The sequence below is a fragment of the Micromonospora sp. NPDC049201 genome, from assembly GCF_055586805.1.
Map to the genome: position 1 here is coordinate 12,889 of NZ_JBVJHM010000004.1, position 12,600 is coordinate 25,488.

Annotated in this window: 14 protein-coding genes; 2 read left to right on the plus strand and 12 right to left on the minus strand. The window is 71.2% G+C overall.

The window, feature by feature from the left end; translation table 11 throughout:
* Nucleotides 1–102 precede the first annotated feature (102 nt).
* Nucleotides 103–2,088: an acetate--CoA ligase gene (gene acs, locus ACZ6O5_RS09900; protein WP_465975935.1), complete on the minus strand. Its 1,986-nt coding sequence runs from the start codon at nt 2,086–2,088 to the stop codon at nt 103–105.
* A gap of 207 nt (nt 2,089–2,295) precedes the next feature.
* Between acs and ACZ6O5_RS09905 the strand changes: the two genes are divergently transcribed.
* Nucleotides 2,296–3,042, plus strand: a complete 747-nt coding sequence (locus tag ACZ6O5_RS09905; protein ID WP_281943559.1) for a Fic family protein — start codon at nt 2,296–2,298, stop codon at nt 3,040–3,042.
* 118 nt (nt 3,043–3,160) lie between these two features.
* Here the strand turns inward: ACZ6O5_RS09905 and ACZ6O5_RS09910 are convergent, their stop codons facing one another.
* From ACZ6O5_RS09910 to ACZ6O5_RS09925, 4 genes are all read right to left on the minus strand, one after another.
* Nucleotides 3,161–3,967 (minus strand): HAD family hydrolase, encoded by an 807-nt coding sequence (locus ACZ6O5_RS09910; RefSeq protein WP_281943557.1) that lies wholly within the window; start codon nt 3,965–3,967, stop codon nt 3,161–3,163.
* Between the two features lie 166 nt (nt 3,968–4,133).
* Nucleotides 4,134–5,537 (minus strand): tyrosine-type recombinase/integrase, encoded by a 1,404-nt coding sequence (locus tag ACZ6O5_RS09915; protein ID WP_465975938.1) that lies wholly within the window; start codon nt 5,535–5,537, stop codon nt 4,134–4,136.
* Nucleotides 5,538–5,548: 11 nt separating this feature from the next.
* Nucleotides 5,549–5,845, minus strand: a complete 297-nt coding sequence (locus ACZ6O5_RS09920; RefSeq protein ID WP_465975940.1) for a helix-turn-helix domain-containing protein — start codon at nt 5,843–5,845, stop codon at nt 5,549–5,551.
* 3 nt (nt 5,846–5,848) lie between these two features.
* Nucleotides 5,849–7,621 (minus strand): replication initiator, encoded by a 1,773-nt coding sequence (locus ACZ6O5_RS09925; protein WP_465975942.1) that lies wholly within the window; start codon nt 7,619–7,621, stop codon nt 5,849–5,851.
* A gap of 47 nt (nt 7,622–7,668) precedes the next feature.
* Here ACZ6O5_RS09925 and ACZ6O5_RS09930 point away from each other — a divergent pair, with 47 nt between their 5' ends.
* On the plus strand, nt 7,669–7,986 hold the full coding sequence (locus ACZ6O5_RS09930) for a CPCC family cysteine-rich protein (RefSeq protein ID WP_465976677.1): 318 nt from the start codon (nt 7,669–7,671) through the stop codon (nt 7,984–7,986).
* Here the strand turns inward: ACZ6O5_RS09930 and ACZ6O5_RS09935 are convergent.
* The 7 genes from ACZ6O5_RS09935 to ACZ6O5_RS09965 all read right to left on the minus strand — a co-directional run bounded on the left by ACZ6O5_RS09935 (nt 7,968) and on the right by ACZ6O5_RS09965 (nt 12,314).
* Nucleotides 7,968–8,570, minus strand: coding sequence for a DUF2637 domain-containing protein (locus ACZ6O5_RS09935; protein WP_465975943.1), 603 nt, complete (start codon nt 8,568–8,570; stop codon nt 7,968–7,970). The genes ACZ6O5_RS09930 and ACZ6O5_RS09935 overlap by 19 nt on opposite strands.
* Nucleotides 8,567–9,994 carry an FtsK/SpoIIIE domain-containing protein gene (locus ACZ6O5_RS09940; RefSeq protein ID WP_465975945.1) on the minus strand — a complete coding sequence of 476 codons (1,428 nt, stop codon included), beginning with the start codon at nt 9,992–9,994 and terminating at the stop codon, nt 8,567–8,569. The genes ACZ6O5_RS09935 and ACZ6O5_RS09940 overlap by 4 nt, the downstream gene beginning before the upstream one ends.
* Nucleotides 9,985–10,284, minus strand: a complete 300-nt coding sequence (locus ACZ6O5_RS09945) for a hypothetical protein (RefSeq protein ID WP_465975947.1) — start codon at nt 10,282–10,284, stop codon at nt 9,985–9,987. The genes ACZ6O5_RS09940 and ACZ6O5_RS09945 overlap by 10 nt, the downstream gene beginning before the upstream one ends.
* Before the next feature lie 97 nt (nt 10,285–10,381).
* A complete protein-coding gene (locus ACZ6O5_RS09950) occupies nt 10,382–10,810 on the minus strand; it encodes a hypothetical protein (RefSeq protein WP_281934512.1) in 429 nt (142 codons plus the stop codon).
* Nucleotides 10,811–10,924: 114 nt separating this feature from the next.
* Entirely contained in the window at nt 10,925–11,623 is a 699-nt protein-coding gene (locus ACZ6O5_RS09955; RefSeq protein WP_465975949.1) for a GntR family transcriptional regulator, read from the minus strand.
* A 70-nt stretch (nt 11,624–11,693) separates the two neighbouring features.
* On the minus strand, nt 11,694–11,990 hold the full coding sequence (locus ACZ6O5_RS09960; RefSeq protein WP_465975950.1) for a DivIVA domain-containing protein: 297 nt from the start codon (nt 11,988–11,990) through the stop codon (nt 11,694–11,696).
* A 12-nt stretch (nt 11,991–12,002) separates the two neighbouring features.
* Entirely contained in the window at nt 12,003–12,314 is a 312-nt protein-coding gene (locus tag ACZ6O5_RS09965) for a hypothetical protein (protein ID WP_465975952.1), read from the minus strand.
* Nucleotides 12,315–12,600: the final 286 nt, after the last annotated feature.

The window sequence follows — 12,600 nt, forward strand, 5'->3', positions numbered from 1 at the left end:
GGGTGAACAGGCCAGTGCTCCTCCGCCGATCGACCGGCACGGCTCCCGGGTACGACGAGGGGCGGGCCGCCGCGCGACCCGCCCCTCGCCGTACCGGTGTGGTCAGTCCTCGTCGGACTTGCCGCTCATCCCCGACGAGATCAACTCCATCACCGAGGAGTCCTGCAACGTGGTCACGTCGCCCAGCGACCGGTTCTCCGCCACGTCCCGCAGCAACCGGCGCATGATCTTGCCGGAGCGGGTCTTCGGCAACTCCGGCACCAGCATGATCTGCCGCGGCTTGGCGATCGGGCCGAGCGTCCGCGCCACGTGGTTGCGCAGCTCGGCGATGAGCTGCTCGCCCGCGTCGCCGGTGGTCTCCGCGCTGCCGCGCGGAATGGCGAACGCGACGATCGCCTGCCCGGTGGTCGGGTCGGTCGCGCCGACCACCGCCGCCTCCGCCACCGACGGGTGGCTGACCAGCGCCGACTCCACCTCGGTGGTGGAGATGTTGTGCCCGGACACCAGCATCACGTCGTCGACCCGGCCGAGCAGCCAGATGTGCCCGTCGTCGTCCTTCTTGGCACCGTCACCGGCGAAGTAGACCCACTTGTCGCCGGCGTTGGCGCCCGCCCCGAACCGCGACCAGTACGTCTCCAGGAACCGGCTGTCGTCACCCCAGATGGTGCGCAGCATCGACGGCCACGGCTCGGTGAGCACCAGGTAGCCACCCCCGCCGTTCGGCACCGACTCACCCTGGTCGTCGACCACGTCGGCGACCACGCCGGGCAGCGGGGCCATCGCCGAACCCGGCTTCGCCTCGGTCACCCCCGGCAGCGGCGAGATCATCATCGCCCCGGTCTCGGTCTGCCACCAGGTGTCGACCACCGGCAGCTCACCGCGCCCGACGTACTGCCGGTACCAGATCCACGCCTCCGGGTTGATCGGCTCACCGACGCTGCCGAGCAGCCGCAGCGACGACAGGTCGTAGCCCGCCGGGATGTCCTCGCCCCACTTCATCATGGTGCGGATCAGCGTCGGCGCGGTGTACAGGATGCTGACCCGGTACTTGTCGACGATCTCCCAGAACCGGCCCTTGTGCGGGGTGTCCGGCGTGCCCTCGTACATGACCTGGGTCGCGCCGTTGGAGAGCGGGCCGTAGACGATGTAGGAGTGCCCGGTCACCCAGCCGATGTCGGCCGTGCACCAGTAGACGTCGGTCTCCGGCTTCAGGTCGAACACCGCGTGCGTCGTGTACGACGTCTGGGTCAGGTAGCCGCCGGTGGTGTGCAGGATGCCCTTCGGCCGGGCGGTGGTGCCGCTGGTGTAGAGGATGAACAGCGGGTGCTCGGCGTCGAACGCCTGCGCCTCGTGCTCCGGCGCGGCGGTCTCCACCGTCTCGTGCCACCAGTGGTCCTTAGCCGACCAGCCGACCTCCTCGCCGGTGCGGCGGACCACCAGCACGTGCTCCACCGACGGGCAGTTCGCCACCGCCTCGTCCACGGTCGGCTTGAGCGCCGACGGCTTGCCCCGGCGGAAGCCGCCGTCCGCGGTGATCACCACCTTGGCGCTGGCGTCCTGGATCCGGTTGGTCAACGCGTCGGCGGAGAAGCCGCCGAACACCACGCTGTGCGTGGCGCCGATCCGGGCGCAGGCGAGCATCGCCACCGCCGCCTCCGGGATCATCGGCAGGTAGATCGCCACCCGGTCACCGGCCGTCACGCCCAGCTCGGTCAGCGCGTTCGCCGCCTGGCAGGTGAGCCGGTGCAGGTCCGCGTAGGTGACCGTGCGGGTGTCGCCCGGCTCGCCCTCCCAGTGGATCGCCACCTTGTCGCCGTGGCCCGCCTCCACGTGCCGGTCCAGGCAGTTGTACGCCACGTTCAACCGGCCACCGGTGAACCACTTCGCGAACGGGGCGTTCGACCAGTCGAGCACCTGCTCCCACGGCTCGGCCCAGCTCAGCCGGCCGGCCTGACGCGCCCAGAAGGCGAGTCGGTCGGCGGTCGCCTCCTCGTACGCCTCCGCGGTCACGTTGGCGTTCGCGGCGAGTTCGGCCGGCGGCGGGAACTGGCGCGTCTCGTTCAGCAGATTGGCCAATGCCTCGCTCATACGGTGACTCCTTCGTCGCGTGACCTGCGTCTCCCTACTCCGGGGAAGGTTAGTCCCGCCGTACCCCACTCGCGACCGCCCGCCCCGCTCCGCGCGCTCAGCGGCTCCCCCTCCGCGCCGAGGTGCAAGGCCGGGCCCCCTGTTAACGCCTCCGGTAGAGAAAGGGCCCCCTCTTAACGCCCCGGACCGTGTCGCTAGCGTGACGGGGTGACCACCGATCCGCTCGCCCCGCTGCTCGCGCTCGCCGACGTCGCGCCCGCCGTCGAGCAGGCCCGGGACCGGGTCGACCAGGCCCACCGGCACCGCGCGCTGCGCCGCCAGGGCGGTCCCCTCGCCGCCGAGATCAGTCTCCGCTCGGCCGTGGCCAGCGCCGCGCTGGAGGGCCGGGACCACGACCGCGAGGAGGTACGCGCCGGTACGGTCACCGACCCGGTGCTCCAGGGCGCGCTGCGGGTGGCCGGCGCGCTGCCCGGCCTGAGCGACCTCTGGCCGAAGGCGCCCCGACAGGTGCTCGCCCGGCTGCACGTGCTCGCCGCCCGGGACGTGGTGACCGAGGAGGAACTGGGACGCCCGGTCGCCGACCCGGTGGTGGCGGCCCGCCTCGACGGCCTGTCCGGCCTGGTGGCCGGCGGCACGAAGGTACCGCCGCTGGTGCTGGCCGCCGTCGTGCACGGCGAACTGCTGAACCTGCGCCCGTTCCCGGGCCCCTCCGGCGTGGTCGCCCGCGCCGCCGCGCGACTGGTGCTGATCTCCACCGGGTTCGACCCCCGTGGGCTGGTCGCGGTGGACGTCGGGCACCGTGAGCGGGAACCGGAGTACGTCGGCGCGGCCGGCGCCTTCGCCACCGGCACCCCGGACGGCCTGCGCTCCTGGCTGCGGCACTACATGGCCGCGGTGGAGGTCGGAGCGGAGCAGATCACGCTCATCGGCGACGAGATCCTCGCCGCCTCCTGACGCGCGCTGCCTCCTGGCGCTTCCGGCTCCTGGGTGCCTCCGGCTTCTGGGCGTGCTGTCTTCGGGTGGTGCTGTCTTCTCGTGGTGCCGTCTCCCCGACGGTCGCGGCCGAACCTGGTCAGGCGGTGGGCGCGACGGCCCGGGTGCGGCGGTGCCGGCCGTACCAGGCGATGCCGATGGCGACACCGACGCCCACGCCCAGCGCCGCCGCCGCGACCGGCACCGCCGGCCGCTCCCGCAACCGGCGGCCCAGCGGGATCGGATGCCGGAACTCCAGCACCGGCCAGGCGTTCTCCATCGCCAGCCTGCGCAGCGCCCGGTCCGGGTTGACCACGGACGGGTGGCCCACACACTCCAGCAGGGGCCGGTCACTGTACGAGTCGGAGTACGCGTACGACTCGGCCAGGTCGTAGTCGCGCTCCTGGGCCAGCTCGCCCACAGCGTCGACCTTGCTCGGGCCGGCCGCGTAGAACTCGACCTCGCCGCTGTAGCGGCCCTCGACGACCGCCATCCGGGTGGCGATCACGTCGGTCACCCCGAGCAGCTCGCCGATCGGCCGGACCATCTCCTCGCCCGAGGCGGAGACCAGCACGACATCCCGGCCGGCAGCCTGGTGCTCCTCGATGAGGGCGGCTGCTTCGGCGTACACATAGGGGTTGATCAGCTCGTGCAGCGTCTCCGCGACGATCTGGCGGACCTGTTCCACCGGCCAGCCCTTACAGAGCGTGGCCAGATAGTCCCGGGTGCGGGCCATGGTCTGCTCGTCGGTGCCGCCCAGCCGGAACATCAGCTGCGCGTACGCCGACTTGACCACGTCACGCCGAGTGATCAGCCCGTCCCGGTAGAACGGCCGACCGAACGCCAGAGCGCTCGACTTGGCGATGACAGTCTTGTCGAGATCGAAGAAAGCGGCACCACGGCCCACGGCGCGAAAGTCTAGCCGGACGGGACGCCCAGAGCCGCCCGGCCCGGACCCCTAACCTGAGGTGCACCCGGCTGAGTGACGCCGGTCACACGAACGCGCAAGAAATTAGCTTTGCGTGGAGTGAACACCACTCGACGTATAAGGGTCGGCTGCGGCATGCTTGTCCTCACGACGGGAGTTCACGTCCCGTCGCTGCTGGAGGCCCTCGGCGGTTGCACCCCCCGTGACCGCTGAGTCGGTTCGGCTCGACCCCCCCGGAGCCGAACCACCCGACGACCCCCGTCTCCCCCCGACGGGGGTCGTCCCTTTGTGTGGAGCGCTCCCGCCCTGGTGGGAGCGCCTTCCCCGGCTCGGTCGGGCCCGACGCCGGGCGGAAAGTCAGCGAATCGTCAGCGAACGTCAGCCGGACCCGGTCGGCGTAGTCGTCGGGCGTGTGCGTGTAGCGGTCCAGCGTCGTCGACGCCTTCTCGTGGCCCGCCACCCGCCGCACCACGTTGACCGGCACCCCGTCCGACACCAGCCACGTGATGTACGAGTGCCGCAGGTCGTGGAACCTCAGCCCGCCGACCGCCGAGGCCGCCGCGTGCGCGACCGCCGCCGCCTCCGTGGCGAACTCCGCCCGCTGCTCCCGCCCGTCCCGATCCGGCCACACCGCCAGCCACCGGCCCGGCGCCACCTCGGTCACGCGCCCGAGCAGGCCGGCCCGCACCAGCGACGGCAGCCACACCCGCCGCCGGAAGTTCGACCGCCGTTGCGGCCCGCCATCCCGGTCGGCGAAGACCAACGCCCGGCCGTCCGGCGAGCCGGCCCCACGCCGCTGCCGCAGCTCGTCGACGAGGAACCGCGGCATCGGCACCGCGCGCACGCCGGCCCGAGTCTTCGGGTACGCCCGCAGCACGATCCCGCCATGGGTCTCCACCGCCACCTGAGCGACGTGCACGAGCCCACGGTCGAGGTCGACCGCCTCCCACGGCAGACCCGCACACTCGCCCCAGCGCAGTCCCGCCCCGGCGGCGGCGCAGACGATCCCCCGGTGTTCGGCCGGCACAGCGGGCAGCAGCCAGCCGAGGAACGCCTCCCGGCTGATGATGCCGGCGCGAGCCTCACCAGCCCGGTTGCGCGGTATCCGCACCCCCTCGCACGGGTTCACCGCGATCAGCCGCGCCCGGATCGCCGTCTGCATGATCATCGAGAGCATGCCGAGGTGCTTCGCCGTCGTCGAGGGCGCCAGGGTCCGGCCGAGGTTCGTCACCCACTCCTGTACCGCCAGGTAGTCGATCCGCGACAACGGCCAGTCCGCCCACTGCGGCAGCAGATGTGCCCGCAGCATGGATTCCGTCCGCTCGGCCGTCCGGACCTCCACCGACCGCCCGGCCAGCCACCGCGTCACGAACTCACCGAACCGCATCCGACCCGCGTGCGGGTCGACGTACGTGCCCCGGTTGATCGTGCCCTCCACTTCGGCCAGGTACGCGTTCGCCTCCTTCTTCGTACGGAACGTCTTGGCCTTCTGCCGGTTGGCCGAGTCCCGCCAGTTCGCCCGGTAGGTCCCGGCCGGCGTCTTGTTCACGAAGCCCACGGTCACCAACCCCTACGCGGTGAGTCGGTCCCGGTCGCCGAGAGTGCGCCGGCCGCGCCGTCAAGCCAGGCATGGAAACGGCTACGCGGCACCACCCAGCGTCGCCCCAGACGCTCGGCGGGGATCTGCCCGGCCCGGACCAGGGCGTAGGCCGAGCTGACCGAGAGAGACAGCATCGCGGCCACCTCCTTGACCGTGTAGACGGCCCGGACCGGCCTGACCTCGGAGCCGACTTCACCAACCCGAGGGCCGGCCTGACGCAGCTCGAATGGCACGACGTTAGACAAGATTTCCCCCATGGTTCAGGCCGCGAGCGCGGCAGGTTGATCGGATGACGGCGAGAGCGCGGCTGTTCGTAGCCGTGCGGTGTCGAGGTCCGCGCGCCAGCGGATGCGGGCGGATATCGCGCGCAGGAGCCGGTGCTCCAGTGGCGGTACGTCGGGGTCTTCAGGTCGGGCGAGTTCGAAGCGGTACCGCTTGGATCCGTCCGCGTCGTCGGCCGCCTGGTCGTGCTCTTCGGTGTCGGCCATGCCGCCGGCGAGGATGGCGCGCACCCATGCCCGGCTGTCGGCGCGGTGGTCGGCTAGGGTCTTGCCGGACCACTGGCGGGAGACGAGCACGCGGCGGCCGGTGAAGCCGAGGGTGGAGCGTTGGTGGACCTTCCCGGTGCACCGGCCCGGGGTCAAACCAGCCTTGACGCCGTCCGGCTGAACGCCGTAGAGCAGCCAGTTCGCGCACGTCGGCGAGCACGGCAGCACCGAGAGTTCCGCGTGGAGCCGGTCGAAGTGCGCCTTCTGCGGGTCGGATCGGGGCTTGGCCTGGTCGGTCAGATCCTTGGTGACGTACTTGGTCACGTAGCGGATGGACCGTTCGGCGTCCTTGGTGCCCTGCTCGATGCCGCGGGCGTCGATGCGGCCCAGGCGGGCGACGTAGGCGGGTCGGCTGTCGGGTTCTTCCAGGGCGTCGAGGGCTTCGCCCCAGGTGGGCAGCGGCTCTCGGGTCTTCGGGTCGACGTATGCCTGTCGGTCGACGTCCCAGACCGGCGGCTTGTCGACCCGGTAGACCGGTTCGTTGAAGGGTGGCCACCAAACCTGGTGGTAGGTGGCGGCGGCGATCTGCTTGAGCAGCCGACGCGGCAGGGTGCCCCGGATGGCGAAGTGCGCGTGAGGGGCGAGTCGTCGTTGCAGCTCGACCGCTCCGGCGTATTGGACGTTCCAGCCGGCGGCGCGGCGGACGTTCTGCCACCACCGGTCAAGGACCCGGGCGAAGTGGATCGCGTCCAGGGCCGCGCGCCGGTAGTCGTAGCCGGCCGGGTCGACGGGGGTGCCGAGCAGGTCATCGTGCGGGCCGTGCCGGGTGCCGCACTCGCAAGGTGCGATGTATGCGCCGCGGCGGAGGTGGGAGTGCACGGGTCCATGCGAGTCGAGGGTCAGCGTGACCAGCATCGACGGCCGGTAGGTCTTTCCCGTCCGGCCCGCGTAGGCCCGGCCGACGGTGCGCGGGTCGACGGGGAGCCGGGGCAGGTCGGGCGAGTCTTGGCGTCGGCGGGTGGATCGCTTGCGGCGGGGTCGTTCGTCGCGTTCCTTCGGGGTGAGGTGGCCGCGCAGGCTGGTTTCGCCGAGGGCTTCGTCGAGTTCCGCTATGGCGGCGTCGATTTCGGCCACCTGGGCGGCCCGCTCGTCTGGGGTCATCGGCTGGTACTGGACGGCTTCGCGTTCGAACTCCAGGTGCGCCCGGACCCGCACGAGGGCGAGCGCGTCCTCACCGGGCTTGTCGGGTCGGATGGCGGGCTCGTCAGCGAGGTGCCAGCCCTCCCGGATCTGCTGGATGCGCAGCCGCCGGCCCTTCTCGGCGCATGGCTTGCACTTGACGGCCAGGGTCGCCCCGCACGGCACTTCCACGACCTCGGTCAGGCCGGTGGCGGTGTCGGTGCGGCGCAGGGCCAGGGGGCGGACGCAGACGCCGTGCGACTCGGCGAGTTGCTTGAGCGCGTCCTTGGCGAGTGGTTTGCGCATCCGGTCGGCCCGTGAACCGGGCCGCGGCTGCTCAACGGCGGTGAGCGTCGGTTGCGTCATCGGTAGGACACCCCTCCCGCGGCGGCAGTGGAAAGCTGGGCGTCGTGATGCGGGATGACGCGGGGAAGTTCGTCAACGTGTACCGAGGACCCGAAGGCGGCCCCTACGCCTGCCCCTGCTGCGGCTACCTCACCCTCGACGAGCGAGGCGGCTACGACATTTGCGAGGTCTGCTTCTGGGAGGACGACGGCCAAGACGAGCACGACGCCGGCCGAGTACGCGGCGGGCCGAACCGGAATCTGAGCCTGCTCGACGCACGCCGCAACTTCGCCAAGCACGGGGCGGCCGACCCGAAAGACCTGCGCCACGTGCGGCCACCCCTGCCCGAAGAGCATCCACTCGGCGATCAAGGCCGCACCCCCTGAATCACGCCAGCGGCGCGGCGAGGCATGAACGCCGCCGCAGGCACGGGCACCAGGCCCGGCCGCTGTGCCGCAACCCCCGGCCGCGCTGCCTGGTCCTCGTCGACGGCGTCGACCACCACGGGCCGGTTGTCCTCGATCGGGTCGTAGCCAGGCGGCACCTCGCCCCGGTCGCCGGCGGGCTGGTCGACGGGCGCCGCCGGGGCGGTGGAGAAGACGAGCTTGGACAGGCCGAGGAACGCCAGCGCGGGCACGGCCGACAGCAGCCACCCGGACGGGCTCGGCTTCGCCACCGCCAGTTGCGCGGCGAGGGACAGCGCGACAGCGCAGACGAGCAGGAACAGCGGATAGCCGACCGGACCGCCGGTGCGGCGGCGTCGCCGAATGGTCAGCAGCGCCGCGAAGGGGAGTAGTTCGGAGATGGCGGCGTTGGCCCAGCCGAACCAGTCCCCGGTACCGGTAGGCGAGTTGGCCATGGTCCAGTCGTGGACGTGGGTGAACGACGCGGCTCCGGCCAGGCCGCCGACGGTGAGGACGATGAGCACCAGGGCGAGCCCTTCGGCGCGTTCGGTGTCGGTCTTCTTCACGGGGTCACCTCCTGGTCGGTGTCGTCGCAGAGGCGGCGGTAGTCGCGGCCGAGTTGGCGGATGTCGTCGTCGGTGAGGTAGGCGAACCGAACCCGGACGGGTTCGCGGACGCCGTCGAGGACCACGAATCCCACCCCTGGCGACGATTCCGGGATGCGATCGCAGAGGGCTCCTCGGTCGCGGGCGGCGTCGCCGAGGACCATGTCCACCTGCTCGGGCTCGGTCAGCCGCAGCCCGATGCGGGTGGGGAACAGGTCGCGGAAAGGCAGCACGTCTTTGCGCGGGTCCTGCAACGCGGCGACTACGTGCACGCCGACCGCGCGGCCCTGCGACAGCAGCAGCCCGAGTGATTCCTTGATCCGGTCGCGGACCTTCCGATCGGTGATGTACGCGGTGAGCGCGGCCAGCTCGTCGACGACCAGGACGAGCAACGGCTCCTCCTGGGTCGGCACGTGCTGGCGGGTCACCCCGCGCAGCCGGGCCGCGCGCAGCCGCATCCGCTTCACGGCCTCTTCCAAGACACCGGCCATGCTGTCGGGGTCGTCGTAGGCGAACCGGGTGAACAGCGGCACCCCTGCCGCCAGCTCCATGCCGCCTTTGGGGTCGAACGCCCACACCTCCACCAGGCCCGACCGGATACCGCCGGCCAGGGAACGGAGGAGCGACCACAGCACCGACCCCTTGCCCGAGCCGGTCGCCCCCGCGATCAGCACATGCGACCCGGCCAGCCGCAGCCGATACGGCTGCCCGTTCTCGTCGACGCCGAGGACGAGCCCGCCCAGCTCCGGCACGTCAGCCACCGGAAGCGGCGCCACGACGGCGGCGAGGGGGTCACGGCGTACGAGGCGCACCACCACGCGGTCCGGTCGTGCCGTCGAGCGCGCCTGTCCGCTGCGGCGGCGAAAGGCGTAGGCGAGGCGTTCCGCGGCCTGCCCCCAGTCGTCCGGGATCTGCCCCGGCAATAGCCGGACGGTCAGCTCGTCGCCGAACCGGTCGCAGCGCACCCGCAGGAGCTGCGGCACATAGCGGTCACCGGCGAACGCCGTCGCCAGCCCACACGTGGCCATCACGGATGCCCACCGCCGGCGGTAGACCAACAGCGCACGGACCCGGCTGACGAGCGGGTACCAGCCGAACCGCAACCACGACGACGAGTGCCACCGCCACCATGCCACGCAGCCGGCGGCAACAGTCAGGACGACGCCGGCCAGGACCAGGCCGCCGAACTCGACCCGGATCCACAGGAAGAGGGCGGCGGGGGCGGTGAGCCACCAGTACCGGACCGCCAGCACGCAGGCGCGGAACAGGCCCCGGGCCAGCCACCACAGCACCAGCAGCCAACCCGGAACCCGCCAGGCAGGAAGGCGCACGTTCATCGGCGCCATGGGGATCTTGTCCCCGGGAATGACGTTGATCAGAGGCACAGGTCACCACCCCGAGCCGAGCGCCCCAGCGTCGAGATGCACGAGTGGCACGACATGCGGCGCAGGTCGAACCGGCGCGGCTTCACCCACCGGCAGCAGCGGGGGCAGCGGATCGCGTAAACCCGGGCGGAAGCCGGCGGCAGCCGCAGAGCCGACCGGATAGCGGCCTCGGTCTCCCGGTATGCGTAGCGCAGACCGGCCAGGAGAGAGCGGGTGCGGGTGAGGGCCAGGGCCGCGCCGAGGAGCAGGGGCGCGGCGATGATCAGGGCAGGGGGAATTACGGTGGGCATCACGCCCTCCTTCGCCAGATGAGGGATGGCAGAGCGCGGGACGGGTCGGGACTCTTGGCGGGGAAACGACCCGCCCCGCGCGCACAACCAGCAGCGGTCAGGCCGCCACCGAGCCCGGCACCACCGACGCCGGACGAATCGCAGTGGCCCGCAGCGAGTACGCCATGCGGGAACGGCAGTCACCCGAGGAACGACCCGGCTTGCACCGCTGCGAGTCCACGTATGGGGTGAGGGTCAGGCCCTCGAACTCCACGGCTGGCGGATAGCCGGGAACGGTCGACGGCGGCGGCACCGGCTGCTGCGGAGCCACGACCTTGACCTTCACCTCGGTCGACCGGCCGAACTTCCCCGCCTCCGGGTCCAGGTCCATCACCCGCACCAACCAGACCCGCTCGCCGGTGTCCTTGTCGCGCGCCTGGTTGTCCGCCTCGCCCCGCCGCTCGAAGTCGATCTGAGGCGAGACGCCGAGGCAGAGCGCGCCGGCGGGGAAGACGTACTCGGACGGGACCGGCACCTTCAACGTCATCGGAACCACGACGAGACCTCCAAATCCACAAGGCAACTCGACTAGTTGACTTGTTAAGTTAGATTGAAGGTAAAGAGTGCCAACTTGACTTGTCAAGTGGCTAATCCACTTTGGTCAGTCGAGCGGGTAGACGTCTTCCAGATCGTGCCGGGAGGCGGGAAGGAGCACGTCCACCGCCAGAAGTGGCGTGGCGCTTCGGTCGCAGATGACCAGGAGCACGGTCAGCACCGGATCACTTTCGCGGACCTGCAACAGCTCCGCTTCCTCGGTGCTGGGTAGCCGCGCCGAGATGCGTTCGGTCACGTGGTCGAGCTTGAGGCGCTTGCGGGAGGCGACGTGCCTGAGCAGGCCCTCCGGCATCACGTCCTGGGAGCCCACGCCGGTTCCGTCGGCCAGCTCGACGGGCAGGAACGCCGTGCCCAGCTCCACCGGGCCGACGCCGTCGACCGTGATGAGGCGCCGACGTGCCATGACCGGAGTCCCCGGTTTCACGCCGAGGGCGGCAGCGGCTCGTGGGGGAGCGGGAACGGTGCCGGCGGCCAGCAGCGTCGATCCGGCCCGCTCGTCGTCGTCGAGTAGCCCGTACCGGCGTTCACGTGATCGCTGGTCGGTGCCGCCCGGACGGCCCAGGACGAACCGACCCTTGCCCTGGCGGCTCTCGATCCAGCCGCCCTGCCGCAGGAGATCAAGGGCCCGGACCACGACGGGCCGGGACGCGCCAAACTCGCGGATGAGTTCGGTCTCGCTGGGCAGCATCGCACCCGGCGGGTAGGTGCCGTCATCGATGCGCTGTTGCACCGCGTTGACGATCACCACGTACTTCGGCGGCGCAACCTCGATCGGCACCGGTTCACTCCAGACGACAACTCAGCTTGTCAACAGGCTATCTGCGCTGCTGATCCCCTGTCCATGCGCTGCCGTCCATCTGACCCGGCCTCGGCGCGTAGCCGCCCTGCCAGTCCCGCAGGGCGTTCTTCAGCCGGGCGTTCTCTTCCCGGAGGCTCGCCTCGACCCGATCCCTGGCAATCAGCTCGTCGACGACGCGATGCAGGAACGCGTAGACGTGTGCCTCGACGAGACCCCGCCGGCCGAACCCGGTACGCCGGAACCGCTGTAGGCGCACCTGCTCAGGGACCATCGGTGCGAGCCGCGAGGCCACACGAAAGACTCCCACTGCCATCGAACTCTCCCATCAAGTCGTCGCGGTTGTTCCCTGCCGAGGGCTGTTCCTGGCTGGCGTAGCTGCTGCTGGCCGTCGACGCGGTTGGCGGACCACGGCCTTCGGTGGGTCCGTCCGTAGCAGTCCCGCTTTCTGCACGAAGATCTCTCGACGTGCTAGGGCGGTGCCCGCCTGGTCGAGTACGTAGCCGGTCAGCCAGATCCAGTCGTGGTAGGCCAGTTCGCCGGAGACCGTGATGACCCGGAAGATCAACGCTCGGTCGCCGCCGAATTGCACCGACGCGCGCCGATTGACGTAGAGCACGTCTCCCGGCTTCGGGACCATGACTACCCGCCTTCCGCGTATCGGATGACCGGGGCGCCGAGGCGGGCGGGCTTCCGAGCGCGGCCGACACCGCGCTTCCACCGCACCCACCCCGGGCCAACTCAGGACGCGGCAGACTGCCGCGTGATGATCGGAGGGCTGGCGGCCGTCGCTGTCAGACGACCGCCAGCCCCGCCCCCTGCCCCTGAACGCCGGTGCCTGCGCAGTCGAGGCAGTTGCGCCGTTGCAACCGGTTCGGGTCACCGGGAGCCCGGAGCGAGCGGCGAGGGCTGGCCATCTTCCAGCC